The 25,877-nt window shown below is 72.0% G+C and carries 19 protein-coding genes; 15 read left to right on the top strand and 4 right to left on the bottom strand.

Translation table 11 applies throughout. The annotated features are described in order from the left end of the window. Positions 1-1,134: a helix-turn-helix domain-containing protein gene (locus AC2D9U_RS14775; protein WP_484750231.1), complete on the bottom strand. Its 1,134-nt coding sequence runs from the start codon at positions 1,132-1,134 to the stop codon at positions 1-3. Between the two features lie 120 nt (positions 1,135-1,254). Between AC2D9U_RS14775 and AC2D9U_RS14770 the strand changes: the two genes are divergently transcribed. From AC2D9U_RS14770 to AC2D9U_RS14745, 6 genes are all read left to right on the top strand, one after another. Continuing rightward, positions 1,255-2,364, top strand: coding sequence for a Kelch repeat-containing protein (locus AC2D9U_RS14770; protein ID WP_484750230.1), 1,110 nt, complete (start codon positions 1,255-1,257; stop codon positions 2,362-2,364). Continuing rightward, positions 2,364-2,984 carry a histidine phosphatase family protein gene (locus AC2D9U_RS14765; protein ID WP_484750228.1) on the top strand — a complete coding sequence of 207 codons (621 nt, stop codon included), beginning with the start codon at positions 2,364-2,366 and terminating at the stop codon, positions 2,982-2,984. The genes AC2D9U_RS14770 and AC2D9U_RS14765 overlap by 1 nt, the downstream gene beginning before the upstream one ends. A 626-nt stretch (positions 2,985-3,610) precedes the next feature. Further along, complete coding sequence (locus tag AC2D9U_RS14760; protein WP_484750226.1) at positions 3,611-4,867, top strand: hypothetical protein; 1,257 nt, start codon at positions 3,611-3,613, stop codon at positions 4,865-4,867. A gap of 82 nt (positions 4,868-4,949) precedes the next feature. Continuing rightward, entirely contained in the window at positions 4,950-6,215 is a 1,266-nt protein-coding gene (locus AC2D9U_RS14755; RefSeq protein WP_484750224.1) for an NAD(P)/FAD-dependent oxidoreductase, read from the top strand. A 59-nt stretch (positions 6,216-6,274) separates the two neighbouring features. Then, positions 6,275-7,093, top strand: a complete 819-nt coding sequence (locus tag AC2D9U_RS14750; protein ID WP_484750223.1) for a cold-shock protein — start codon at positions 6,275-6,277, stop codon at positions 7,091-7,093. A 253-nt stretch (positions 7,094-7,346) separates the two neighbouring features. Continuing rightward, a complete protein-coding gene (locus AC2D9U_RS14745; RefSeq protein ID WP_484750221.1) occupies positions 7,347-7,769 on the top strand; it encodes a hypothetical protein in 423 nt (140 codons plus the stop codon). A gap of 251 nt (positions 7,770-8,020) precedes the next feature. Here AC2D9U_RS14745 and AC2D9U_RS14740 read toward each other — a convergent pair whose 3' ends face one another. Then, on the bottom strand, positions 8,021-8,761 hold the full coding sequence (locus AC2D9U_RS14740) for an aspartate/glutamate racemase family protein (RefSeq protein ID WP_484750219.1): 741 nt from the start codon (positions 8,759-8,761) through the stop codon (positions 8,021-8,023). 120 nt (positions 8,762-8,881) lie between these two features. Between AC2D9U_RS14740 and AC2D9U_RS14735 the strand changes: the two genes are divergently transcribed. The 4 genes from AC2D9U_RS14735 to AC2D9U_RS14720 are packed head-to-tail and all read left to right on the top strand — an operon-like array spanning position 8,882 to position 13,863. After that, positions 8,882-9,295, top strand: coding sequence for a DUF6165 family protein (locus AC2D9U_RS14735; protein ID WP_484750217.1), 414 nt, complete (start codon positions 8,882-8,884; stop codon positions 9,293-9,295). A 36-nt stretch (positions 9,296-9,331) separates the two neighbouring features. Further along, a complete protein-coding gene (locus tag AC2D9U_RS14730) occupies positions 9,332-10,531 on the top strand; it encodes a tetratricopeptide repeat protein (protein WP_484750215.1) in 1,200 nt (399 codons plus the stop codon). A gap of 7 nt (positions 10,532-10,538) precedes the next feature. Continuing rightward, positions 10,539-12,821 (top strand): glycosyltransferase family 9 protein, encoded by a 2,283-nt coding sequence (locus AC2D9U_RS14725; protein WP_484750213.1) that lies wholly within the window; start codon positions 10,539-10,541, stop codon positions 12,819-12,821. Continuing rightward, positions 12,814-13,863 carry a tetratricopeptide repeat protein gene (locus tag AC2D9U_RS14720; protein ID WP_484750211.1) on the top strand — a complete coding sequence of 350 codons (1,050 nt, stop codon included), beginning with the start codon at positions 12,814-12,816 and terminating at the stop codon, positions 13,861-13,863. Before AC2D9U_RS14725 ends, AC2D9U_RS14720 begins: the two co-directional genes overlap by 8 nt. Positions 13,864-13,910: 47 nt before the next feature. On the opposite strand, the gene AC2D9U_RS14715 is transcribed toward AC2D9U_RS14720, so the two are convergent. Continuing rightward, positions 13,911-14,609 (bottom strand): methyltransferase domain-containing protein, encoded by a 699-nt coding sequence (locus tag AC2D9U_RS14715; RefSeq protein WP_484750209.1) that lies wholly within the window; start codon positions 14,607-14,609, stop codon positions 13,911-13,913. After that, positions 14,606-18,256, bottom strand: a complete 3,651-nt coding sequence (locus AC2D9U_RS14710; RefSeq protein ID WP_484750207.1) for a glycosyltransferase — start codon at positions 18,254-18,256, stop codon at positions 14,606-14,608. The genes AC2D9U_RS14715 and AC2D9U_RS14710 overlap by 4 nt, the downstream gene beginning before the upstream one ends. 343 nt (positions 18,257-18,599) lie before the next feature. Here AC2D9U_RS14710 and AC2D9U_RS14705 point away from each other — a divergent pair, with 343 nt between their 5' ends. The 5 genes from AC2D9U_RS14705 to AC2D9U_RS14685 all read left to right on the top strand — a co-directional run bounded on the left by AC2D9U_RS14705 (position 18,600) and on the right by AC2D9U_RS14685 (position 25,791). Further along, on the top strand, positions 18,600-18,974 hold the full coding sequence (locus AC2D9U_RS14705) for a hypothetical protein (RefSeq protein ID WP_484750205.1): 375 nt from the start codon (positions 18,600-18,602) through the stop codon (positions 18,972-18,974). A gap of 96 nt (positions 18,975-19,070) precedes the next feature. Then, positions 19,071-22,793 carry a glycosyltransferase family 9 protein gene (locus tag AC2D9U_RS14700; protein WP_484750203.1) on the top strand — a complete coding sequence of 1,241 codons (3,723 nt, stop codon included), beginning with the start codon at positions 19,071-19,073 and terminating at the stop codon, positions 22,791-22,793. 130 nt (positions 22,794-22,923) lie between these two features. Further along, positions 22,924-23,868, top strand: coding sequence for a polysaccharide pyruvyl transferase family protein (locus AC2D9U_RS14695; protein ID WP_484750202.1), 945 nt, complete (start codon positions 22,924-22,926; stop codon positions 23,866-23,868). Positions 23,869-23,950: 82 nt separating this feature from the next. Then, positions 23,951-25,024 (top strand): GSCFA domain-containing protein, encoded by a 1,074-nt coding sequence (locus AC2D9U_RS14690; RefSeq protein WP_484750200.1) that lies wholly within the window; start codon positions 23,951-23,953, stop codon positions 25,022-25,024. Continuing rightward, a complete protein-coding gene (locus tag AC2D9U_RS14685) occupies positions 25,024-25,791 on the top strand; it encodes a hypothetical protein (protein ID WP_484750198.1) in 768 nt (255 codons plus the stop codon). Before AC2D9U_RS14690 ends, AC2D9U_RS14685 begins: the two co-directional genes overlap by 1 nt. Positions 25,792-25,877: the final 86 nt, after the last annotated feature.

Here is a 25,877-nt window from a genome sequence, read left to right as displayed (position 1 = left end):
TCAGTGGGCGCTGAGCGCGCCTGAGGGGGCCTTGCTGCCGATGCGGCGCAGCAGCGCGTCGAAATCCTCCCGCCGCGTCGGCTCGCTCGAGGCCGGCACCGCGGCCATGCCGCGCCCGGCCAGGGCGGAGGCGCGCGCCTCGCTCGGCGTGTAGCCGAAGCCGCTGCGGAAGGCGCGGCTGAAGGCGGAGGCGTCGAAGAAGCCGGCGCGCTCGGCCAGGGTGGCGACGGGCAGGGCGGCCAATTCGGGGTCGGCCAGCAGCGCATGCGCGAGGTTCAGCCGCAGCGTCTGGATGTAGTGCGCCACGCCGCCATGCGGCTGCATCAGCCGATACAGCGAGGAGCGCGACATGCCCGCCATCCGCGCCAGGCGCTGCGCGTTGAGCGTGGGGGAGGCGATGTGCCGGCGCACCAGGGCGCGCACGCGCTCCAGCTGGGCGACGCCGATATCGGCCTCGCCCACCCGGCCCGGGGCCACGTCGCGCAGCAGGCAGGCGGCGACCATGGCGCGCGTGGCTTCGGCGAGCAGGGGGCGCTGCTCGGCGGTGGTGGCGCGCAGATGGCGCTCGAGCATGAACATGTAGTCGGCCAGCAGCGGCGCGCCGGGGCCGCGCAGGGGCCCCGGGCCGAGCGCGGCAAGGCCGGCCGAGAGATCCGGGAAGGCGTCGCGCGGCAGGCAGAGGGAGAGCCACTCGGCCTCCGACCACTCGCTGGTCCAGTCGCGGTCCAGCGAGAACAGGAAGGGCTGGCCGGGCGCCAGCACGTCCGCGCGGTCGCGTTGCGCGACCCGGTTCTCGCCGCGCCGGAGCACGCGGATCACCCAATGGTCAACGGCGCTGGCGCGCACATGCTGGGCCGTGCGCTCGAAGCGGCAGGCGCTGACGTCGTTCCAGCTGAACAGCAGGCCGCTGAGCAGCCAGTTCTCGTTGCGGCAGGTGAGGGGGCTGGCGGCAGGATCGGCCACGCGCACCGTGTTCAGGCCGCGGAACTGGGCGTTCCAGGCCTCCAGCCGGTCGCGCCGGGGCAGGGCGTCGGTCGAGAAGGCCAGGCAGGGCGCGGGCACGGCGGCGGGCGCCGCGGCGGGCGTGGCCGCGCGGGCGTCAGGATCCGTTCGTTGCTTGTGTGCAAACGTCATGTGGAGCGAGTTAACGAGGTCGCCGGAGCAGGGCAAGGCAATTATCCGCCAGCCGCGGCGCGGCTTTCCGAAAGGTTACCGCCTTGCTATTTCCCCGGGGTCCCTTGCAGGAGATCGCTCATGAATCGCAGGTCCATGATTGGCGGTGCCGCAGCGCTCTTGGGCGGTGCGGGCCTTGCCCGGGCACAGACCGTGCCGCATCACGGCCTGCCCATCCCGCCCGAGCGCATGGCGCCGCTGCGCGGGGCGGGGCCGGTGCAGCTCACCCCGGCGCAATACGCGCAGCGTTTCGTGGACAGCCCCGCCCCGGCCGGCCCTGCAGGGCGCTGGGTGCAGCGCGCCCCGCTCCCCCTGCCGCGCACCGAGATGGCCTGGGCCGCCGAATGGGCCGGCAAGCTCTATGTCGTGGGCGGCTATGCCGAGCAGCAGGTGAACAACACCTGGAACCATGCCTATGATCCGGTGACCGACAGCTGGACCGAACTCGCCCGCCTGCCGCGCGGGGCGAACCATGTCGGCGTCGTTGCCGCGGCCGGGAAGGTCTATGCCTTCGGCGGCTTCTCCAACCAGAACCGCGACGCCGATACGCTGGCCTTCGCCTATGACATCGCGGCCAATCGCTGGGACGCCATCGCCCCCATGCCGCGCCCGCGCGGTGCCGGCGCGCTGGCCGTGGTGGAGGGCAAGATCCACCATATCGGCGGCGCCTCGAACCCGGATACCGAGCGCGCCTCGGTCGGCTGGCATGAGGTCTATGACCCGCAGACCGATCGCTGGGAACGCCGCAAGGCGCTGCCCGGCGCGCGCGACCATGCCGGCGTGGTGGTGCATGAGGGGCGCATCCACATCGTGGGCGGGCGCTTCAACACCTTCGAGTACAACACGCCGCTGCACCATGTGTACCTGCCCGCGCAGGACCAGTGGGAGGTGCGCGCGCCGCTGCCCACCGCGCGCTCGGGCCATGGCCTCGTGGTCTATCGCGGCCGCTTCTTCGCCATGGGTGGGGAGAGCGGCTGGTTCGTGAACCGCGTGCTGACCGGCCATGTGCATGGCCAGATGGAGAGCTACGACCCGGTCTCCGACACCTGGCAGCACCATGCGCCCATGCCCACGCCGCGCCACGGCATGGGGGCGGTGACGATCGGCGACTACATCTATGTCGCGGGTGGTGGGCCGGTGGTGGGTGGCGGCATCAAATCTGCGGTGCATGAGGCCTTCACGCTCGGCTGATGCGCCGTCGTCTCCTGCTCGCCGCCCCACTGCTGCTGGCGCGGCCCGCCCGCGCCGCGACCGCGCAAGGGCAAGCGGCCGCCGCGCTGGTCGCGGCGTTGCGCGCGGGCGGCGTGGTGGTGGTGCTGCGCCACGGCATCACCGATCGCAGCCAGGTCGATACCGGCGACCTCGCCAACCGCGCTGGCCAGCGCAACCTCAGCGAGGCCGGGCGGGCGCAGTCGCGCCGGCTTGGGCAGTCCTTCGCCGCGCTCGGCATCCCGCTGGGCGTGGTGCTGGCCAGCCCGGTGTTCCGCGCCCGCGACACGGCGGAACTCGCCTTCGGCGCCCGCGCGGCGGTGGAGCCGCTGCTCACCGCCGATGACTACACGCCCGATCCGGCGCAACTCGCCCGCCAGATCGCCTGGCTGCGCGAACGCGCGGGCCGCCCCTCCGCGCCGGGTGTCACGGATGTGCTGGTGGGCCACATCGTGCCGCTCGGCATGGCGCTAGGGCGCAGCCTTTCCCAGGCGGAGTTCCCGGAGGGTGGGCTTGCGGTCTTCGCCCCGGGCCCGGCTGGCAGCGCCCGCCTGCTCGGCGTTCTCAGTGCCGAGACACTCGCCGCTGCCGCGGGGATCTAGAACCTGAGGACAATCGGGTTGCGGGCGCATCCGGCGGCGCTTTTTCGCGCCGGGTGCCTTGGCCATGCTCGCCGATGGATCGCCATCGGCCCCGCTGTCCTGCTTCCCAGCCCGAAAAATCCCTCGCCGGCTTCATCCCGGCCCCCACTGTCCACAGGCCCCCGGCCACGCCGCGTTCACAGGAAGGTGCCGATGCCTGTAAATAATTGAAAATAAATAGAAAAAAGCGTCCAGATCGACTCGTGGTAGCCGCCTCTTGCGACTGACCTGCTGTGATTGACCATTGCTATCCTTCGGGATGGCGACCGCGGCGCGCTCCTTGGGCGACCGCATCTGTGCCGCTATAGGATAAAATGCTTGTATTCGCCCGGAGTTCGGGCTAGATGATCACTGCCGACGGGAGTAATTTCCCTTTTTGCGGCTGACGAGGCCGGGCCGTCTTTCGTGGTGCGCCCTGGGACATCCCCCTTCATACATCGTTCGTGCCAGAAATTTCTTGAACTTTCAGCCCGGCAGCCACGCCTGCCGCAGGCGGCGCCGGCCTGCGCCCATCCCCCAACCAGGATAGGAATGAACGCCATGCTGCTCCAGATCCGCCAAGCCTTCTTCGCCGCAGGAGAAGGCCGATGACCGCCGTGCTTGCCGCGATGGGTGCCCTGCAGCGGCCTGGCCGGGCGCTGGTGGAGCCGGGCCGGCTGCTCGGCGGCATCACGCTGCAGCGGGCCCAGATCGGCACCCGCAGCACCGTGCTGGGCGGGGATGGCGCGACCTGGACGGACCTGGGCGCCAATGCAGCCCGCTTCAGCGGCGCGTCCCGGCGGCTGCTGCTGGAAGGCCAGCGTACCAACGCCATCCGTAACCCGCGTGGCGAGGGCATTGCCGGTGGCGCCGCGCCGACCCACGCGATAGCCCTCGTCGCGCCGGGGCTGACCGCCACCTACGCCGCTGCGGGCAAGGTCAATGGCGTGGATTGCTGGGACGTCCTGATCAGCGGGACGACCAGCAGCACCAGCGGCTCGTTCTTCTTCGACAGTTTTCCCGTGCTTGCCGGCGACGTCATCCGCAGCCAGGTCTTCGCGCAGGTCGTCGGCGGCAGCACGGCGGCGTTCAGCTCGATCAATCTGCGTACCGTCATCTCGGGTGGCAGCGGCAGTGCCTCCAGCAACCTGCTGTCGCTGGGTCTCGATGGCACCTTCCGGCGTTTCGTGCCGGCGGCTGGTGTCACGGCCGGGGCGGGCGCCACCGCCGCCCAGGTCGGCATCTCCTTCGGCTATGCGTCAGGCGCGGCGATCAACGTCACCCTGCGCATCGGCTGGCCACAATCGGAAATCGCGAGCTTCCCCTCGACACCGATCCTTCCTGCCCTGGGCGCCCCGGCGTCCAGCACGCGCGGCGCGGATCAGTTGAGTGCCACGCTTGCCAGCCTTGGCGTTGGCGGCAATGGGGCCTGCACGGTGCTCGGCACGGTGTTGCTCGGCCAGGCCGCGCCGGCCGGGGCCGAGCAGACCATCCTGCAGATCGATGGCGGCAGCGACACCAACCGTTTCCTCCTGCGCAACCCGGCCGGGGGCACCACGCTGCTCGCCGGGGATGTGCTGGCCGGGCAGGCGACGGACGCGCCGGCCCTGGGCAGCCTGACGGTCGGCCTGCCGTTCCGCTTCGGCATCACCATGAACGGGACCGGTCGCATCGCTGGTTGCCTCAATGCCGGCACGGTGCAGGCGGCAACCGGCGGGCCGGCCAGCGGTCTCACCACCCTGCGCATCGGCAGCAATGCCGCCGCTTCCGCCCCGGCCTTCATGGAGCTTGCGGCGCTGCAGCTGGTGCCTTTCGCGGTCTCGGATTCCGGGCTGCGGAGCCTCGTGGCGGGGCTGCCCGGCTGAGTCTCGGTTTGCTCTTGCTCGCCCCATTGGCGTGCCGACCGGTCGGACGCAGACTGCGGCCCTGCACGGGGGGGGTCTGCCGATGGGTGAGCATGTGGTGGTGATCGGGGCCGGGATCGTCGGCGCGACGACAGCGACGCTGGCGCTGCGCGCGGGCTACCGCGTGACGATCCTGGAACCCGGCCCGCCGGGTGGCGAGCAGGCGGCGAGCTACGGCAATGGCTGCTGGCTGAGCCCGATGTCGGTGATCCCGCCGGCCGGGCCGGGCCTGTGGAAGAAGGTGCCGAAATTCCTCGCCGACCCGCTCGGCCCGCTCGCCATTCGCTGGTCCTACCTGCCGCGCGTGCTGCCCTGGCTGCTGCGCTATCTCTGGGCCGGCTGGACCGAGGCGAAGGTCGAGGCGGCGGCCCGCGCGCTGCGCCCGCTGCTGATCGACGCGCCGGCGCTGCACAAGGCGCTGGCCGAGGAGGCCGGGGTGGGCCACCTGATCGAGCGCCGCGGCCTGATCTACACCTACGAGAACCGTGCCCAGTTCGAGAGCGAGGCCATGGCCTGGCGCATCCGCCGCAAGGTCGGCATCGAATGGCTGGAGCTGGATGCCGACCAGATGCGCCAGCGCGAGCCCGACCTCGACCGCCGCTACACCTTTGGCGCGCTGGTCGAGGAGGGTGGGCATTGCCGCGACCCCGGCGCCTATGTCGCGGCGCTTGTCGCCCAGGCGCAGGCCGAGGGCGCGGCACTGCAGGCCGCGCGCGCCACCGGCTTCCGGATCGAGGGGGGGCGGCTCAAGGCCGTATCCACTGATCAGGGCGAGATCCTTGCCGATCGCGCGGTGATCTGCGCGGGCGCCTACTCCAAGCCGCTGGCCGCGGCCGCGGGCTCGCCCGTGCCGCTCGAGACCGAGCGCGGCTACCACGCGATGGTGGCGGATGCGGAGGCCGGGCCGCGCACGCCGATGATGCCCTATGATGGCAAGATGTCGGTCACCTGGACGGATCGCGGGCTGCGCTGCGCGGGGCAGGTGGAGATCGCGGGCCTTGAAGCGGCGCCCAATTGGAAGCGTGCCGAAATCCTGCGGGACCATCTGCTGCGCAGCTTCCCCGGCCTGCCACGCGACCTGCCGGCCGAGCGCGTGAAGCTGTGGATGGGCCATCGTCCCTCCATGCCCGATGGCCTGCCCTGCCTCGGCCCGGCCGCGGCGAGTGGCGACGTGCTGCTGGCCTTCGGGCATGGCCATGTCGGGCTGGTGGCCGCGCCGCGCACGGCGCGGGTGGTCCTGGCCATGCTGCAGGGCCGCCCGCCGGAGATCGATGTGGCGCCGTTCAACCCTTCGCGATTCGGCGCTTAGCTTTTCCTCTGGTTTTCCTTGCACCAAGGTGCCACATTGAAAAGTGGCGGCCCTGCATCGTGTCGGGTCGTGTCCACAGTTACGGATCGAATATCATCGTGTTTCCCGATAACGAACAGGGCGGCGCCGGGTCCGTCGAGGCCGAAGTGAAGTGGTACAACGCCCGCAAGGGGTTCGGCTTCGTCCTTGGTCCCGACGGGCAGGACGTCTTCTTCCACGCCTCGGCACTGACCGAGGCGGGAATCGAACCGCCGGACACCGGCGACAAGCTGACGTGTGAGATCGGGACGGACCGGCAGGGCCGGCGCCTCGTCACGCGCATCTACGCGGTCATCAAGGGACCGGGTGGTGGCGCCGGTGGCGGCATGGGCGACCGCCCGCAGCGTCCGGGCGGTTTTGGCGATCGTCCCCCGCGCCGTGAGTTCGGTGGCGGCGGCGGCTTCGGCGACCGTCCCCCGCGCCGGGATTTCGGCGGCGGCGGCGGCTTCGGCGATCGTCCCCCGCGCCGTGATTTCGGCGGCGGCGGCGGTGGCTTCGGCGATCGTCCCCCGCGTCGCGACTTCGGCGGTGGTGGCTTCGGCGGCCCGCCGGGTGGCGGCTTCGGCGCCCCGCGCGGTGGCTTCGGCGACCGTCCGCCGCGTCGCGATTTCGGGCGCGATGAAGGGGGGCCGACCTATGCCGTCAATGGCACGGTGAAGTGGTTCGATCAGGTGCGCGGCTTCGGCTTCGTCACCCCGGACGATGGTGGCCAGGACGTGTTCCTGCACTCCTCCGTCCTGCAGCGCGCCGGCAAGGCGGATGTCCAGCAGGGCGAGAAGGTCGCGCTCGACGTGCGTGACGGCCAGCGCGGCCGCCAGGCCGTGAGCATGAAGGAATAAGGATCGGCGCCGCGGCGCCGCCTTCCGTCATGAACCCCGGTTGCCGCAGGGCAGCCGGGGTTTTTCTTGGGCGGTCTGCTCCCCTGGCGATCGAATTTTGTGAAAGGTAAACGAGATTCCGCGCGGTGCCGGCCAAGCCGGCTGTTGCATTAACTGATCGTTTACCTCGCAGGGCGGAGTGTGGGCGTGTCGAGCCCGGTTCGACGCGTCCCGCCAGAAGAGGCCATCGGCCATGTCCCCACTTTCCTCAGCGTTGCCTGAAATCGCCCTGCCGCAGGGTTGGCCCTTTGCCGGGCTCGATGCCGGCCTTGGCTGGGCGGAACGCCTGGTTGCCGGGAGCCTCGCCTCCCAGCGCGGGGCCTGCCACGCAAGCAGCGTGCTGCCGGGCACTCCGGACCTGACACCCGGGCGCGCCCCCTCCGGCACCGCCAGCCTGACCGCCGCCCTGGCCGGCATCGTGGTCATCGCGGCCCAACGCGCCCTGGCCGCCGGCGACCTGCCGAAGCTGCGCGCTGCCATCGACCGTGCCTTCGACAGCGTGTTGGGCGAAGCCGAGGCGGGCGACCCGCGCGAGGACGGCATGGGCGAACTGCCCTGCATCGCCGATGCCGAGCCGGCCAGCGAGGCCCGGCGCCTGCGTCACCTTCTTCGGCGCCAGTCCATTCTCGGCTCCTGAGCCATATCCCTTCTGATGTCGCTGCGGTGCCGCGACCCGTCAGAACGGATCTCGTGCTGAAGAAACAACAAGTCACGGCGCACGAAATCGATCCTCCCGGATCCGTGTCGCGCACCGGGCACGGACGGATCTCCGGCATGGCATCGGCAAGCGCAGGTTCAGGCTTTGCTGATGCGGCCCTCGTCACGGCGCGCAGAAGCTGCGCGGGGCGGGCGCCGTGCCCCGCCCGCAGGACGCTGTCGGGGCAGGTCTCAGCCGAAGCGGGCCGGCCGCAGGCCGCCGTGGAACCAACTCACCAGCGTGTAGATGTCATAGACCGGCAGACCCAGCGCCGCCTGCAGCGCCGCCGCGTAAGGCGGCATGTTCGTGCACTCCAGCACCACCGCGCCCAGTTCAGGGTGCCGCGCCTTCAGCCGCTGCCCGGCCTCCAGGATGTCCTGCTCCGCCAGTGCCACATCCATGTCCGGCTTCTCGGCGCGGATCAGCACGCGGAAGAACTCCCGCCCCCCTTCCGTTCCCTCGACCGGCACATCCGCCGGCACTCCCGCCGCGGCCAGATGCGCAGGCGTCAGCGAGCCGCGGCTGACCGTGATCACGCCCACGCGCCGTCCGGGCGGCAGCGTCGCCTGCACCCAAGGCACCTGCATCAGGCTGCTGGTCGCCACCGGCACGTTCACCGCGGCCGCGAGTTCGCCCTGGAAGAGGCTGAGAAAGCCGCAATTCGTGGTGATCGCCTCGGCCCCGAGATCCACCAGATCACGTGCCGCGGCGATGAAGTCGGGCAGCAGCCCGGGCGCGCCCTGCAGCACCACCCGCTCGGGCGAGGCGCCGCGCACCACCCGGTAGAGCACGGGAAAGGGCCAGGTGGCGGCGTTGCCCATGTCGCCGGGAATCCGCGGGAAGCGCGCTTCGAGCATCAGGATGCCGAGCGGCGCGCCATAGATCGCCTTGCCGCCGCGAGCGATCCGCGGGGCGATGGAGGAACTGCTCATTGCCCGAGCTTACGGCATTCGACGGGGCCGTGGAATGACGCCCGTGCCGCGACCACCGCTGCGGGTTCCGGCCCAGGCCGGCTTCCGCTACTGTCTTGCACTCATGCATGAGATGCCTCGATGAGCCCCCCGACCCGCGATGCCGCCCAGATCCTCGTGCCGACCTCCTTCGGTGAGTTGCTCGACAAGATCACCATCCTCGAGATCAAGGCCAGCCTCATCACCGCGCCCGAGAAGCGTGCGCACGTCCACCATGAACTCGATCTGCTGGGCAGCGTGCTCGCCGGGCTCGGCGTTACCCGCGACGGGCCCTTCGCGCCCCTGGTCGCGGCTCTCGCCGCGGTGAATCGTCAGCTCTGGGACATCGAGGACGACATCCGCGACTGCGAGCGCCAGCGCGATTTCGGCCCTCGATTCGTTGAGCTTGCCCGCGCCGTCTACATCACGAATGACGAGCGCGCGCGGCTGAAGCGCGAGCTGAACGCCGCCTTCGGCTCCGACCTGGTCGAGGTGAAATCCTATAACCCGTATTGAGGGGCGCATGATCGCTTTCGCCCCACCACGCCGGCCATGAGCGCGCCGGGCAACCCGGGCTGGGCCCCGGCCATGGCCGGTGCGCTCCTGCCGCCGCTTGAGGGCACTCTCGGCTGGGCGGGCGGTGGGCGTGTCCAGGGTTGGCTGCGCGATCCGGCGCGCCCGCTCTGGCCGGTCAGCTTCGCCCTGATGCGCGGGGCAGGCTGCCTGCTGCGCTGCACCGCGGCCCAGCCCCTGGGTGAGGGCCGCCATGGCTTCACCGTGCACCTCCCGCCCGACCTGGCCGCCGGGCTGCCCGGCCTGCTGGACGAGGTGCACCTGATTGAGCCGGGCAGTGGGCGGGTCCTGGCCCGTGCGGTGACGGCGGCGCCGGCGCAGGCCGCGCCCGTGCTGCCCCACATCCAGCCCGTGCCCGGCCCGCCGGCGCCGCCGCCCCCGGTGAGCGCCCCTGATCCCGTCGCGCCCGTGGTCCCGGTGCCAACCGATCCCGTGGCCCTGCGCAGCGCCGTCGAGGCCGCCTTCCAGGCCAGCGACTGGTCCCTGGTCCTGCACCTTACCGAGCGGGCGGTGCGCGATCTCGGCCCGCGCGCCGAGCACCGCATGGTGTCGCTGCGCGGCCGTGCCTTTCTCTACCAGCGGCGCTTTGCCGAGGCGGCCGAGACCCTGGCCTGGTTCCAGCAGCGGATGCCGCAGCATCACCTCGCCTTGTTCTTCCTGGCGCAGGCATTGGCCGGGCTGCAGCGGCTGGAGGAGTCCTGGGCCGTCTTCGCCGCCTGCCTGGCCCTGCAGCCGGATGAGCCACGCTACGTGCTGGAAGCCGCGCGCGTCGCCGTGCGGCTGGTGAACGGCGACTATGGCGCGCTCGAACCCCGGCCGGAGCTGCTGCCCGAGGCGCTTGCCCTGCTGCGGCGGTCCACCGTGCTGAGTTCGGAGGATCCTCGTCCCTGGCGCGAACTCGGCCATCTGCTGCTGCAGACCGAGGCTGTGGAAGAAGGCATCGCGGCGCTGGAAAGGGCGGGCGCCCTGGCCCCGGACCAGGCCGTGCCGCAGCTTGACCTCGCGCGTGCCCTGACGCGGCTGGGCCGGCTGGAGCCGGCGCTGGCGGCAGCCCGTGCCGCCCTGGCGCGGGAGCCGCAGCGTGACGGCGCCGCCTTCGCCGTGCGCCTGCTGGAACGCTGGGCGGAGGCGCGCCGTGCCGGCCCCTTCTCGGCCGCCATCATCGGCCCCGAGGACTAGCCGCCCGATGCCGGGCACCCCCGTGCCGGACCCGCTGGCCACCCTGCCAGGCCTTGCCGGCACGACGGCCGATTGGCTGGCCTTCGCCCCTGCCGAACTGCCAGCGCCGGGCCTGCTCGACCGCGTGCCGGAGCGCGCCGCGCTTCTGGACCTCTCCGCCCTGCGCGGCCACCCCGTGCCGCCCTTCTGGCGGCGCGCCTATCTGGCGCAACTCCTCGGCAGCGGCGTCGTCGCGCCCGAGGCCGGGCGGGCCGCGCTGCTCGCCGCGGCGCAGCGCCACCCGCTGGTCCACCACCCGGGCCGCGCGCTGCACGCCCTGCCGCCCGCCCCCCCCGCCGGACGGCGCGTGCTGCTCATTTCCCGTTTCGGGGTGGAGAGGTTCGGCGGCGCCGAGCATTTCGTGTTCCAGATGGCCCAGCTGTATCGCGACATGGGCCATGTACCGCTGATCCTTGGCACACGCGCCGAGCGCGCCGGGGAGCGCGGGGTGGCGGAGGGCATCGACTATGCGTTCGTGCCCGAGACACCCGAGGCCCTGTTCCGCCTCGCCTGGGAGGAGCGTGCGGCGATCGCGCATGTCGTCTCGGGCCTGGGCTACGAGGTCGCGCTGGCGCTGCGATTTCTCGATGTGCGCCTGGTCTTCGGCGCGCATTTCTGGCGCGAGATGTTCCACGCCCCGACCATCAACCCCGGCTATTTCCCCGACTGCCCCGAGGGCCATGCGCGCCGGCCGGAGTTCGAACTGCTGTTGGCCGAGATGGACGCGATCTACAGCAACTCAGCCTTCACCCGCAGCGTGATGGCCACGCATTTCGGGCCGCTCACGCCGGTCGTTCCCTCGCTGCCCGATGATCTCGCGGCGCCGCCGCCGGCCGAGCCCGAGGGGCGGGAGATCGTGCTCCTGGCCAATGCCCGCGCCGACAAGGGCTTCACCCTGATGCTCGCCTTGGCGGCGCTCTGCCCGGGGCGGCGCTTCGTGGCGGTGGCCAGCCAGTCCAACGCCGCCCAGGCCCGCGCCGCCGCCGCGCACCTGCCCAATGTCGAGGTGCGGGAGCGCGTGCCCGACCTCGCCCCCCTCTACGCGCAGGCGCGCGCCGTGCTTGTGCCGAGCTATCGCTTCGTCGAGACCTTCAGCCGCGTGGTGGTGGAAGCGCAGCGCCAGGGCGTGCCCGTGATTGGTTCCGACCGCGGCAATGTGCCGCTGCTGCTGCGCGGCAGCGGCGTCAGCCTGCCGCCCGATCCGGTGGCCTGGGCCGCGGAGCTGACACGGCTGTTCGAGGAGCCTGGCTATTGGCGCGCCCGTGCCGCGCGCGCGCGCCATGCCGCCGCCCGGAGCGGCTTCGCCCCCCAGGCCGGGCGGCTCGAACGCCTGGTCGCGGGGCTGGAGGCGCCGATCCTGGTCGGCGTGGGCTCGGGGCTGGGCAACGTGATCCACGCGACGGCGCTGCTGCGCAACCTCGCGCGCCGGCTTGGCCGGCCGGTGGATGTGGTCGTGGCGGGGGACCAGCCGGGGGCCGCGGCGGTGGTTGCCCATCCGCTCCATGTGCGCCACGTCTTCCCGCTGACCGACATGGTGCTGCGCCGGCGCTACCAGAGCGTCTTCCTCACCCACAGTTTCGGCGACCTCGTGCCCCCCTTCCGGGCGGAGCGCGTGCTGCGTTCCCGCGACTGGGCGAATTTCCACGCCGGCCATCCGCTGCATGAGGCCGAGTTCAACCTTGCGGCCGCCGCCGCGCTGCTCGGCGTGCCGTATGACGCCGCGGATGTGCGCGCCTGCCATGTCGGCGAGGTCACGCGCCGCCCCCCCCCGGCGGTGCCGCTGGTCGGGCTGCATGCGGGCTCCAAGACCGGCATCTGGGCCGCCAAGCGCTGGCCGCATTTCGCGGACCTCGCCGCACGCCTGACGGCGCGGGGCATCACCGTCGCCTCCTTCGGCACGGCGGATGAATACGTGCCCGGCACGCGGGACATGACCGGTGGCACGATCATCGAGATGGCCGAGGCAATGGCCGGCTGCAGCGCCTTCGTCGCCAATGACAGCGGGGTGATGAATGTCGCCAATGCGCTGGGCCTGCCGCTGGTAGCACTGTTCGCGCCAACCGAGCCGCGCACCCGCGGCCCGCTTGGCCCCGCAAGCCTGACCTTGGCCCTGGCCAAGCCCTGCGCGCCCTGCGAGCTGGCAGGGATGGCCGGCCCCTTCGGGCGCCAGACCTGCCGCTGCATCGGCGAGATTGCGGTCGATGCGGTGGAGGCCGCCGTGCTTGAGCGGTTGGCCGCCGCGCATGGTTGAGCCGGTGGAGATCTTCCGCTCGGCCAACCTGCTGGTGCGCCACCTCCGTCACGCCGGCCGGGGCACGCTGGTGATCAGCTTCGGTCCCTGGCGCAGCAAGCCCGCGCTGGACGTGGAGGGCTTCGGCGAAAGCTTCCTCGCCGAACACGGGATCGACGCCGTCTTCGTCACCTGCGCCGACAATGCCTGGTACCAGTATGCCGAGATGCCGTCGGCCCTGGCCGCGATCGGTGCCGTCGCCGCAGCCTATCGGCGCCGGATCACCTATGGCTCCAGCATGGGCGCCTTCGCTGCCCTGGCCTTCTCGCGCGCGCTGCGGGCCACGGGGGTGATCGCGATCTCCCCGCAATATGCGATCGGCGCCCAGGTGCCCTTCGAGACCCGCTGGCAGGCCGAGGCCGCCGCCGGCATGGTCTGGCGTCATTCCCTGGCCGAGGGGCTCTCGACCGAGGCCGGGATCGTCGTGATCTACGACCCGCTGCACCTGGACCGCCAGCATGTGGAGCTGCTGCGCCGGCATCGCCCGATCACCCCCTTCGCGCTGCCCTTTGCCGGCCATCCGGCAGGCGAGATGCTGCGCGAGCTTCGGCTGGTCTCGCGCATCGTGCTCGGGCTGATCCGCCGGCCGGAGCGCCTGCCGGCCTATCAGGGCCTGGTGCGGCGCGCGCGGGGGCGCAGCGGTGTCTACTGGGTGGAGCGCTCGCGCGCGCTGGCGGCGCGCGGTCGGCTCGACCAGGCGATGGCCGCGGCGGAGCGGGCGGTGGCGCTGGCGCCGGGCAACCAGCGTTTCCTCCAGGCGCGCGGGCAGATGGCGCTGCGCATCGGGGATACGGCCCGGGCGGTGGACAGCTTCGCGCGCGTGGCCCGCCGCGCGCCCGACCAGTTCGACGCCCGCCTGGCTCTGGCGCGGGCGCTCAATCGCGCGGGCGACCTGCCCGCGGCGCTGCAGGAGGTGGAGGCGGCGCTGGCCCTTCAGCCCACGGAGCCGCGTGGCCTTGCCTTGTTGGCGGGGCTGCAGGCGCGCCTGCACAAAGGCTCCTGAGGCAGGTTCCGGTCAGATGGGGGTATCCGGCCATATCCGGCGCCACCTCAGCCAGGGCGTTGCCGGGCGAAGATCGTGGCGCCATCCGGCAGCGCCGGGGGCGGGGGCACGGCGGCGCCGGCAAGCTCCTCCGGGCTGAACAGTTCCGGCCCGCGAAAGGCGCGAAAGCCGCGCGCCACCAGCATCGCATCGAAATCCCGGCCGAAGATCCGCAGATGGTCGGACTGGCCGAAGCGGCGGGTGCGTTCCTCCGGCGGCAGTTCGCCCAGATCCTCATCCGTGCGCGCCACGTTGCGGAAGGGCACGGATAGAAGGTGCCAGCCGCCGGGTGTGAGCAGCCGGTCGAACTCGTCCAGCACCGCTGAGACCGCGCAGGGCAGGTGCTCCAGGACGTGGTTGTGCAGGATCAGGTCGAAACAGGCGCTGGGCATCCGTGCGAGATCGCGGCAGGCATCCAGCTCGAAGACCCGGTAGGCCTTGCTGCGATAGAGCGCGGGAGTGAGGTCGCAGGGATGGTAGAGCGCCCCGCTCGCCGCGTGGAAGCGCTCGCCCAGGCTGCGCTCGGGGGCCAGGTGCAGGATACGGCTGCCCGGCCGCGGCAGGCCGAGATGGCGCAGCACCATCCATTGCTTGCGCGTGCGCTCCACCGCGCCGCAACCCATGCAGCGCGCCAGGGGGCGGCGATTATAGGTGCCGAATTCGCGGCCGCCGCAGATCGGGCAGGTCGGCGCGGGCGGCGCGCTCATGCGCCGATCGCGGCGTAGAGGGCGCGGTAGGCCTCGGCCATCGCCGCCACGTCCCAGCGGCGGCCCTCGCCCAGCCGCCAGGCCTCGACGGCGGCGACCCGCGCGGCGTGGTCCTGCGGGTTGGCCCCGATCGCCAGCAGCGCCGCCAGCACCGCGGGCGGCGAGGGGTCGTCCAGCAGCCAGCCCCCGCCGGTCTCGCGCAGCCGCTCCCCCACCGCGCCGCGCTCGAAGCCCAGCACAGGAATGCCGCAGGCCCAAAGCTCGGTCAGGGTGTGGGAATAGGTCTCCGGCCAGAGCGAGAGCACGGCGCCCAGATGCGGGCGCACCTGCGCCACCACCTGCACGAAATCCTCCCGCGCATAGGGGCCGTGCAGGAAGGCGCGCGCGGCGCGCAGCTCGGCGCCGATCTCGCCGGCGACATGCAGCTCGATCCGCCCTTCCGTATCCAGCTCAAGCACCCGGGCCAGCAGCTCGGCCCCCTTGGCTGGGCCGATATTGCCCAGCACGAGCAGACGCAGCTTTTCGCCCGGTGTGGGCGTGGCGACCAGCGGCGCCGCAAGCTCCGGCAGGTCCCGCCCATGCGGGATGACCGGGAAGGGGCGGCTGGCCAGGCCCGGGAAGCCCCGCTGCAGCAATGCCTTGGCTCCGGTCGATGTGGTGACGAAGCCGTCGCAGGCGTCCAGCGCGGGCTGCATCAGCGCACGCCAGTTCGCGACCCAGCGATTGCGCAGCGGCGGCACGCCTTCCCGCGGCCACAACTCCGCGCGGCACTCCCCCGGACCCTGGGTGCACACGCCGCCGCAGGGCGTGCCCTCGGCGTCCAGCAGCTTCACCGTGGGGCAGAGCGTGTAGAAATCATGGAAGGACAGCAGCACCGGGATGCCCAGCGCGCGCGCCGCCTCCGCCACGCCAAGCCCGTGCCGCGCGAGGTGGCGCAGATGCACCAGCTCGATGGCATGCGCGCTCAGCCATTCCCCCACCACCGCGTCATAGGCGGGGGAGCGGTGGTGCAGGATGTTGACCGGCTCGGCCAGCTCATGCGTTTCCAGCACCGTCTCCACCCCCGCTTCCACCCGCGCGAGGGTGAGCAGCCGTGAATCGCTGTGCAGCAGAAGGGTCTCATGCGTCGTGCCGAGCGCGCGCATGAGGTCGGCATTGGTCTGCGGCATGCCCCCGGTGCGGGAGCTGATGACGAACAGCGCGCGCGGCCGCGGTGCCGGGGCTCCGGCGGCGCGCATCGCGAGGCGATGGGCGATGGTGGCGGGGGCCGGATCGGCCGCTTGCGCTGCCAGCAGGCGCGGCAGTTCGGGGTAGCGATGGCCGAGCAGGTCGGCCGGTGCGGCGTCGGCAGCCGGCGGCGCGCGATCGACCAGGCAGCCTTCCTCGACGAGGTGGCGGAAGCCCAGATAGAGGCCGCGCAGCGACCAGTCCGCGCGCCAGGCGGCGGTGCCGGGAAGGCCTTCCAGGTCGAAGGGGCCGACCGCCGTCAGGGCCTCCCGCCGCAGATACACGCAGCCCGCGCCCATCACCGGGGTGTCCGCCAACAGCCCTGGCGCCGCCTGGGCGACGAAGCGCGCCACCGCCTCGGCCGGCCAGTCTTGAGGCAGGGGCGGCAGGGCGGTGGCGGGCAGGGCGCTGACCGAACCGACGCGATCCTCGGCCAGCGCGGCGAAGCGCAGGCGTTCGAGCCAGCGGGGGCCCGGCAGGCTGGCGGGGTCGAGCAGCACCACATCATCCGCGCCCGCCGCGGCGATCGCCGCATTGAGGTCGGCGCCGGCAAGCAGCTGCGTGCCCGGGCGCGCCAGGGCCTGCGCCAGCAGGGCCTCGGCGGCGGGCGAGGTGCAGCCCTGGTCGAGCAGGATAAGGCGCGCGGGCATGCGTGTATGGCGCGCCAGCGCCGCAAGGCAGGCCGCGGCGGCCGTGGCGGTCTCATCGCGGAGCGGCAGCACCAGGCTCACCGCCGGCGCCTGGCGCAGCCGGCTGCGGGCCAGGCGCGCGCGGTGTCGGTCCTGTCGCCGCGCCGGCAGCCCGGCGAGGCGGCGTGGTTCGCCGATCGCGCTGCCGGTGGCCGCCTCACGCAGGGCCACGACCTCGGCTTCGGCGCCGGAGCCGACCAGGAGTTGCGTCTCGAAGCCACCCGCGCCCTGCGGGTGCAGCCGCGGCAGCCCGGCCGGCAGCGTCAGCAGGGGCAGGCCATTGACCAGGACCTCGACCGCCACCGGTGGCGCGACCCAGCCGCGGATGCGTGCGGGCGAGGCCTCCTCCAGCGCGCCGGCGACGTCAGGGACAACCCAGGCGAGGCTGCGCCGTTCCACCAGGAGCGACCCTGCCAGCAGCAGCACGTCGAAAGGCGCGCCGTCCGCCAGGCCCGCCTCGACCAGGAAGCGCCCCAACCGCATGGGCTCCAGGCCGAGCCGGGTCTCGCCGCCCGGCAGGGTCTCCTGGAAGGCCGGGACGGTGAAGTGACGATCGCCCCGGCGGAGCGCCAGCGTGGCGCCGCGCGTGCCGGGGGCGAGCCGCGCCAGGATCCCGGCGAGGCTGTCGCAGGCCTCGAAGGCCCCCAGATGCGCCCCGAGGCTGACTTCGCTGCGGCCCAGGCGCACCAGCCCCGCGCCGGGGGCGAATTGCAGGGTCAGGTAAGCGACCGCGTCTTCGGCCATCGGCGGCATGACCGCGGCATCCCACCGCGCCGCGCCCGCCGTGGCGGCCAGACGCTTGGCGATCCAGCTGTGCAGCGCGACGTCGAAGGGCGAGGTGCCCTGCGTCAGCGCGGCCCAGAGCAGGCCGGGGCGGGACTCCGCCGGGATGTCGAGGCTGAGCCGCAGCGGCAGGGCCAGCCCCTCGGGCAGGCTGTGCAGCCGGGGCGCGAGATCGGGCAGCGGGCGGAGCAGGCGCACCTCGCCCTTGCAGCCGCGCAGGTCGATGGCGATCCGATACGGCGCATCGTCCTGCGCCGCTTCCTCCGCCCAGTGGCACGCCTTGGCGTCGGCGGCCGTCTTGAACAGCAGCAGGGCGCCGTCGGGCAATGCCCTCAGCCGATCGGCGCGCCCGGCGGATGCCGGCGGCGCTTCCGGTCGCGGCGCGGGTGAGGCCGTTGGCGGTTCCGGCGGCGGCGCGGCGGGCGCCGGCGCGGCGGGGGGCTCGGCGGCGGCGGGCGCCGGAGCGGCCCCGGCGCCATCGCAGGAGAGCCGCAGCGCCACGGTGCAGGCTGGTGCCTGGGGCAGGAATTGCAGCGCGAAGAAGAGCCGGCCCTGATAGGCACCCAACTCCGCCAGCGGGACCACCCAGCTGCGCTGGCGCGGGCGCGTGCCGAAGACCGGCAGGCTCTCCAGGCGCTTCAGGAAGGTAAGGCTGCGCGCCGTGGCGCCGTGCAGCAGCGCCACCCACTCCACCGGGCGCCTCTCCGCCACCCGAGCGGCGCTCAGGGTCAGCTCGAGCGTGGCCTCGCCGGCGATGGCCTGCGCGGCGTCGCGCAGCAGCGCATCGAGGGGGAAGAGCAGGCGGGAACTGCCCTCGCAGGCTTCCGCGTCGAAGCGAATCGCGTTGTCCTGGTCCGGCGCTGGCTCGGCCAGGCCGCGCGCGGCGTCGGGCTCCGACCGCCAGACCGCGAGCCAGGGCGAGCGCCCGATCACCCGAACCAGTGCCATGCGAAGCCTCCAGTCCCGGCGATGTCTCCGGGGTTGTATGTCTCGGCTATTGGTCCCCCGGGCGCGCCCTGAGCCCGGCCCGGCCAGCGACGCGCCCTGCATCTCCGGCCCGGAGCGGCGCCGGAAACTACACCTTGCCCGGTGCCGGGCAAGGCGGGCAGCGAGCAACCCTTGGGCGCAAGGCTCGGCCAGGGGCAGGCCGGCGGCCTTTCGTTGCGACATTGGATGGCCCGGGCGGCAGGGAGATCCTTCACGATCCTGCCGGCTTCGTCATGACTTGCCGGCGCTTGCTGGTGGATCGGATTTCGCGCATGACCGGCACGACCTGTGGAGTAGAGAATAGATGGGCATCCGCTTCCGGCTGAAGGGCTCGGCCATCCAGATCGTCCGCGTCGAGGACCCGACCGGCGCCGATCGCGTGAAGGAGGTGGCGCTGGGGTCGTTCTCCATCACGCCCCTGAAGGTCCCGGAAAGCCTGCTCGCGCAGCTCTCGGCCGAGGAACGTCAGGAATTCGACGCCTATGTCTCCGCCCGCGCCGTCGCCCCCGCCCTGCGCGCCAGGCTCGCCGCACTCGAGTTGCAGCAGACCATCGCCGAGGCCACCCGCCATGTCACGGGCGTACAGGACCCGCAGGAGAAGGCTGTGCTGGTCGCCATCATGCGGGAATCGATCGCCATGCTCCGCGCCAGCCTTCAGCGCATGACCCGGGTCGAGTAGCGGTGGGGCGGGGTTGATTCGGGAGCGTCTTCGGCGGATAGGCTGCGCGCCGCGGGTGCGTAACGCGCCGATCCACCGGGAGCGCAGATCGAGGACATGGCTTCTTCTCGCGTGACGGACCAGGCGGCCGAACTCTGTGCGACGATGGTCGGCCGGGCCTTCCTGCTGCTGCTCGGCCGCGCGCCGAGCCCGCCACGGGTGGTCGAGGAGATGTCGCGCATGGAGCCGCAGGCGCTGCTCCGGCGCATCGCGGCCTCCGACGAATTCCTCAGGGCGACGATCGCCCGGATCGCGGCCGGTGACGTTCTGCCGCATGCCGCCCGCGCGCCCGAGCCGCCGGCACAACTGGTGGCGTGGGTGATCGAGGTGCTCCGCCCCGACGCCGAAACCATCGCCGCGCTGCAGGGGGCACGGCGCTGGGAAGACCTGATCGCCGCCATCTTCCTCGACCCCGAGGCGGGGCCCGCGCTGCTGCGCGCCGAGCGGCAGGAGGAAGTCCAGACCCTGCTTCGCCAGCGCCCGGCGCCCGACGCGGCGGTTCCCGACATGTCGGCGCGCACGCCAGAGGAGGCGATCCGCCAGGCGAAGGAGATCTTTGCCCAGCTGCCGACCGATCAGTTCCTCTCGGCCTGGCGCACGCTGGAGGAACAACTGCTGTTCGAACGCGCGCGCCTGCTGTTCCAGGCGAAGCGTTGGCCCGAACTGGCAACAATGTTCGAGCGGGCCGAGAAGGCCGATGCAGGGCGGCGGGAGATGATCAAGCGCGTTGGCCGCGCGCAGATCTATGTGAAGGACTTTGCCTCGGCCGCGCGGCTGCTCACCCGCCTGGCCGAGGACGCGCCCCGCGATGCGGAAGTGCAATTCTACGCCGCCGTCGCGCTGGGCCGCATGGGTCGCCTCGCCGAGGCATCGGCGCTGCTGCGCGCCGCCATCCGGCTCAAGCCCGAGAGCGCGCAGTATCTGGCGGAATCCGCCGACATCCAGCGCCGCCTCGCCGGCGAGCGCGCCAGTGATCCGCCAGCGCGCGAGGCGCTGCTGGAGGCGAGCAACGCCGACTGGATGGCGGCGCTGGAGCGCGATCCCAACCTCGCCCCGCGCGCCCACACGCGCATCGCGCGCAACCTGCTCGACCTGGGCCAGACCGGCCCGGCGCTGGCGCATGTCGATGCGGCCATCGCGCGCAGCGGCGCCTCGGTCGATCTGCTCATGCTGCGGGGCCAGGCGCTGCTGGGGCTGAACCGCATCACCGAGGCGCTGCGGGTTGCCGAAGAGATCTGCGCGCGCGAACCGGCGCACCAGGGCGCGCGCTTCCAGCTGCGCACGCTGCGAAGCCTGGCCGAAGGCGAAGGCGATGCGCGCGCCTTCACCCTCACGCTGATCGTCCTTTCCGACGGGACAGGCGCGGCAGCCCGGCTGCGGCTCGATGTCACGGACGACGCGTTGCAGGCGCACGCGGTGCAGCAGGACCCGGCCGGGTCGCTGGACCTGTCGCGCTTCCTGGAGCGCGAGGCAGGGGAGTGGATCGCCTTCGCCCCGACGCTGCCAACGCCGGCGCAGACCGAAGGCTGGAGGGCGACCTTGCACCGGGCGCGCCAGGCCGTTCCCGGCTGGTGCGGGCGCCTCATCCTGCCTCTGCCCGAGTCCGGTACGCTGGAACTGTGGCGGCGGGACCTGGTCCAGGCCCTGCAGGAGAGCGGCCTGCTGGAGGGTTTCGCGAGCCTTCCGGCCCGGCTGGAGGCGCACGCCGATGTGGTCGCCACCTGGCACATGGCCGCGTCTGCACCCTGGACCTTCGCCAAGGCGGCTGCCCGTGCGGGTCGGGCGCGCACGGGGCTGGTGGTGGCGATGTCGCGCCACGGCATCGTCAAGTTCGGCGGCGGCGAGCAGTTCCTGGACAGCATGGCCGAGCATTACGGCGCGATGGGCCATCGCGTGGTGATCGCAGGCACGCGGCCGGAAATGCTCGGCCGTTCCGGCACCGAGGGCGGGCGCGACTTCGTCTTCATCGATGAGTCGCCCGCCGCCCTGCGCCGCTACTTCCTCGAGGCGCGGCCCGTGCTGGTGCATGTGCTCTCGGGCCTGGGCATGCAGGTGGCCGCCGCGCTCGACTACCTCAACATTCCCTTCGTCTACGGGGTGCATTTCTGGCGCGACTGCCTGGGCCTCGGTGAGGACGCGCAGGGCTTCTTCGCCAATCTCGACCGCGACCCGATCCCCAAGCCGACCTTCCGCTACGTCGTGCAGCGCGCCGCCGTGGTCTACAGCAACTCCGAATTCACGCGGGAGGTGCTTGAGGAAGCCTTCCAGATCCGCACGCCGATCCTCTACTCGCTGCCCCGCGCGGTCCGCCAGGACGAGGAACCCGTGCGCGAGCGCGAGGCGCAGGCCCTGTTCGGCGACCTCGCCGATTTCGTGCTGCTGGTGAATGCGAAGGGCGACAAGGGCTTCGACCTGCTGGTCGAGACCGCGCGACGCTGCCCGGAGATCCCCTTCGTCGCCATTGCCAGCCAGTCCGAACGCGGCGAGGCCGAGGCGGCGGTCGCCGGCTTGCGCAACTTCACCATCCTGCCGCGCACCGACCGCATCGAGCTGCTCTACCAGCGGGCGCGCGTGGTCGCAGTGCCGAGCTACCGCTTCATCGAGACCTTCAGCCGCGTCTGCATCGAGGCCCAGCGCTTCGGCAAGCCCGTGCTCGGCTCGGACCGCGGCAATGTGCCCTACCTGCTGCGCCGGTCGGGCGTGATCCTGCCCGAGCAGCCGGAGGCCTGGGCGGAAGAACTGCAGCGCATCTACACTGATCGCGACTATGCGGCCGACCTCGCCGCCCGCGCCCGGCGCAATTCGGACGACTACGCCTATGACGGGCAGCGCCGCGCGCTCACCCATGTGGTCGGCGCCGCCACGTCGCGCATTCTCATCGGGATCGGCTCCGGCATCGGCAACATGCTCCATGCCGGGCCGATGATCCGCAACATCGCGCGCCGCCTGGGCAGCCCCGTCGATATCGTCGTGGCCGAGGACCACGAGCGGAGCCTGTTCCTGCTGCACAACCCCGACTACGTGAACGCCACCTACGCGCTGCGCCAGCAGGTGCTGCGCAAGCCCTACGATCTGGTCTTCCTCACCCATTGCTTCGGCGAGGCGCGCGTGCGCTTCGAGGCGCGCAGCGTCCTCAACTCGCGCGACTGGATGCGTTTCGAGCCGGGCGGGCCGCATCATGAGACGATCTTCAACCTGGAGGCGGCGAAAGCGCTGCTCGGCGTGCCATACGCGCCGGAGGATACGCTCGGCTACTTCGTGTGTGACTTTCGCTACACGCCGCCCCCGGGCGGGCGGCGCGTGGGCTTCCATGGCGGCTCGAAGGAGGGCTTCTGGACCAGCAAGCGCTGGCCGGGCTACCCGGAACTCGCCCAGGCGCTCAGCGCGCGCGGCTTCGAGGTGGCCTCTTTCGGCATCGATGACGAATATGTCGAGGGCACGCTGGACCTCACCGGCGGCAGCATCGCCGAGATGATCGAGAAGATGCTGACCTGCAGCTACTTCGTCTCGAACGACAGCGGGCTGATGAACATCGCCAATGCCCTCGGCATTCCGGTGACGGGCCTGTTCGGGCCGACCAACCCGGCCACCCGCGGGCCGCTGCGGGCCAGCAGTTCGTGGCTGGCGCTGGAGAAGGCCTGCGCGCCGTGCGAGATCACGCCGACCGGCAGGCCGATATTCCACGCCGGGGAATGCCGCTGCATCGCGGAACTGCCCCTGCCGCGCGTGCTCGACCATGTCCTGGCCGAAATGGCGCGCCACGGCCTGCGGGCGGAATAGGGGCGCGGCTGGGGCGTTTCGTCGCCGGGCGCGGTGCGATAGTCTCACACTGCGTCAGGGGGGTTAGGGAAGCGAGATGGGCTTGCGGGTTCTGTGCCTTGGCGCCTACGCCAATGGGAATGTCGGGGACATGGCGCAGGCGGAAGCCCTGGCCACCCTGGTTCTGGCCGCCCGGCCGGATGCGGAGGTCGTCTCCGTCTCGCCTTCCGCGCGCGCCAGCGGCTACCCGACGCGCAACCACGTCGCGGGCCCGGCGAACGGCGCCTTCGACCATGACTACATCAACAGCTTCGATGTGATGCTGGTGGGCGGCGGCGGGCTGGTTGCCGCGCCGCACCGCCCGCTCAACGATCCCGAGTGGGTGGCGGGGCTCAAGCTTCCCTGCGTGACGGTCGCGATCGGCGCGGCGGGCGACACGCCCGGCCTCACGGCGGATTTCCTGCGCAAATGCCGCATGGTGTCGGTGCGCGACGAATTCTCCCAGGCCGCGGTGGCGGAGATCCGCCCGGATGCGGAGATCGTGATGGACCCGATCCTGCTGGCCGGGCCGAGCAGTGAGCCGCTGGCACCCGCGTCCGAGCGACGCGGCATCCTGTGGGTGCCGGGCAAGCTGGTGCCCGGCACCGTGCCGCTCTACGACGACCTGATGCTGCGCCTGCTGGCGCCCCGGAGCGACCTGATCGTCTCGCTCAACCCCGAGACGGACCGGCGCAGCGGCTTCCCCGACGTCTTCGGCGACAGCGTTGTTCCGCTCGATTCGGCCGAGGATTTCCAGGCCAAGGCGCAGCGCTATGCCTTCGTGGTGAGCGAACGCTACCATGGCTGCATCCTGGCGCTGACGGCGGGCGTGCCCTGTGTCGGGCTCAGCCTGCGCAGCCGCACCGTCACCTCCAAGATCGATGAATTGTTCCGCCGCATCGGCAAGCCCGATTGCACGGTCCGGCTAGGGCCTGCCATCACCCGCCAGTCGCTGCGCGGACTCGCGATGCAACTCGATCTCGCGCATGTGCGCGGCTACCTCGCGCAGGAACGCCAGCGCCTTCAGGAATTCGTCGCCCGCGCCCTCATGCCCTGAGCGCCCCGGGCGGCGGCGCGGCTTCGCGCCATGGGTGGGGGCGTGGTAGCCTCCGGCGGATCTTCGAAAGGCGGGCACCGCCATGGCCAACCCCTACGATGCGCTCCCTCCGCCGGCTTTCTGGCGCCCCGCGGTGGGGGCGCGCAATCCGCTCGAGATCAGTGATCTCTGGGCGGCGCGGGCGCCGATCTCGCGCGCCGACCGCTTCGTGACGGCCGGGTCCTGCTTCGCCCAGCACATCAGCCGCGCGCTGGTGCACAACGGCTTCGACTGGATCGACGCCGAGCCCGGCATCGCGGGGCAGGAAGCGCTGAACCGGAAGTTCGGCTACGGCGTGTTCTCCTTCCGGACAGGCAACATCTACACCGCGGCGCTGCTGCGCCAGTGGGTCGAGTGGGCCTGTGGCGAGCGGCCCCAGCCGGACGAGTACTGGTGCGCCGAGGGTCGCTTCCATGATCCCTTCCGCCCGGCGATCGAGCCTGGCGGCTTCGCCTCACTTGCCGAGATGCGCGCGGCGCGGGAGGTGACGCTGGCGGCGATCCGCGCCGCGATCGAGCAGGCCAGCATCTTCGTCTTCACGCTCGGCCTCACCGAGGCGTGGCAGAACGCGGCCACGGGCGTGGTCTATCCGATGTGCCCGGGTACCCTGGCCGGGGTGTTCGACCCGGCGGTGCACCGCTTCCGGAATTACCGGCATGGCGAGATCATGGCCGACATGGGCGCCGTGCTGCGGCTTGCGCGGCAGATCAACCCGCGCCTGCGTTTCCTGCTCACCGTATCGCCCGTGCCGCTGACCGCCACGGCCAGCGGCGCGCATGTGCTGGTGGCCACCACCTACTCGAAGTCCGTGCTGCGCGGCGTCGCGGGGGACCTGCGCGACGACCACGATTTCGTCGACTACTTCCCCTCCTACGAGATCATCACCGCCCCCTGTTTCCGCGGCATGTTCTACCTGCCCAATGCGCGCGAGGTGTCGGTGAAGGGTGTCGAGTTCGTGATGACGCATTTCTTCGCCGGCATGGGCGTGCAGCCGGCTGCCGAGCCTGCCGCCGCGGGGCCACCCGCCCGTGCCGCCCGGCCCGTGGAGCCGGAAGAGGCCGGCGCCGAGGACGTGACTTGCGAGGAGGCGATGCTGGAAGCCTTCGGGGAGCGGTGATGCGGCTGCTGGTTGTCGGCAATTCCCATGCGAGTTGTCTGGTCAATGCCTGCCGGGCGGCCCCGCCGCAGGGTCGCCTGGCGGTTGAGTTCTACGTCCATCCCGGCCGAATGGCGCCGCAGGTGCTGGTGCGGGACGGCCGGCTGCTGCCGGCGCGCCCGGACTTTCGCTTTCGCAGTTCCGTCCCTGGCGCGGAGCGCGAGGGGATCGCGCTCGCCCAGTTCGATGCGGTGGCCGTCATCGCCCTGGGGGTGATCGCCGCGCGCGATGCGCATCTGGCGAGCGGGCTGCATCCGCTGGGGCAGGCGACCTGCTTCGGCTGGCCGGTGCAGGCGGCGGGGGAGGGGCCACCGCCGCGGCCGATCTCGCGCCAGATGATGAAGGCGCTGCTGCTGGAGAGCGTGGCCCGCGGCGGCGCCTATGCCGCCTGCCGCGACCTGGCCGCCGCCTTTCCGGGCCGCGTGCTGGTCGAGCCCGTGCCCCGGCCTTCGGAGGATGTGGTGACGCAGGATTGGCTGCTGGCGCGGCGCTACGGCGCGGCCACGCCCGAGGTGATGGGCGAGTTCCTCGCCCTGAGCGAAGAGGTCTTCCATGCCGCCCTGGCCGCTCTCTCGCCGCGGCTGGAAGCGCTGCGCAGCCCGACCGAGACGCTGGCGGCCGGGCTTTTCCTGCAGCGCGCCTATGGGCGGGAGGGCGACCCCTGGCACGCCAATCGGCGCTTCGGCGCATTGATGCTCGAGAGGCTGGCGGAGCGGCTGGGCGTCTGACGACGCGCCCGACGCTTTGGCCATGCACGCCGATGGGGTGCCATCGACTCCGTTTCCTGCCTTGACGGCCCGGAATGGTTTTCGCC

The sequence above is a fragment of the Roseomonas sp. TF40 genome (assembly GCF_057219975.1).
Note: the sequence above shows the minus strand (reverse complement) of the source record. Positions and strands in the feature narration are given on the sequence as shown.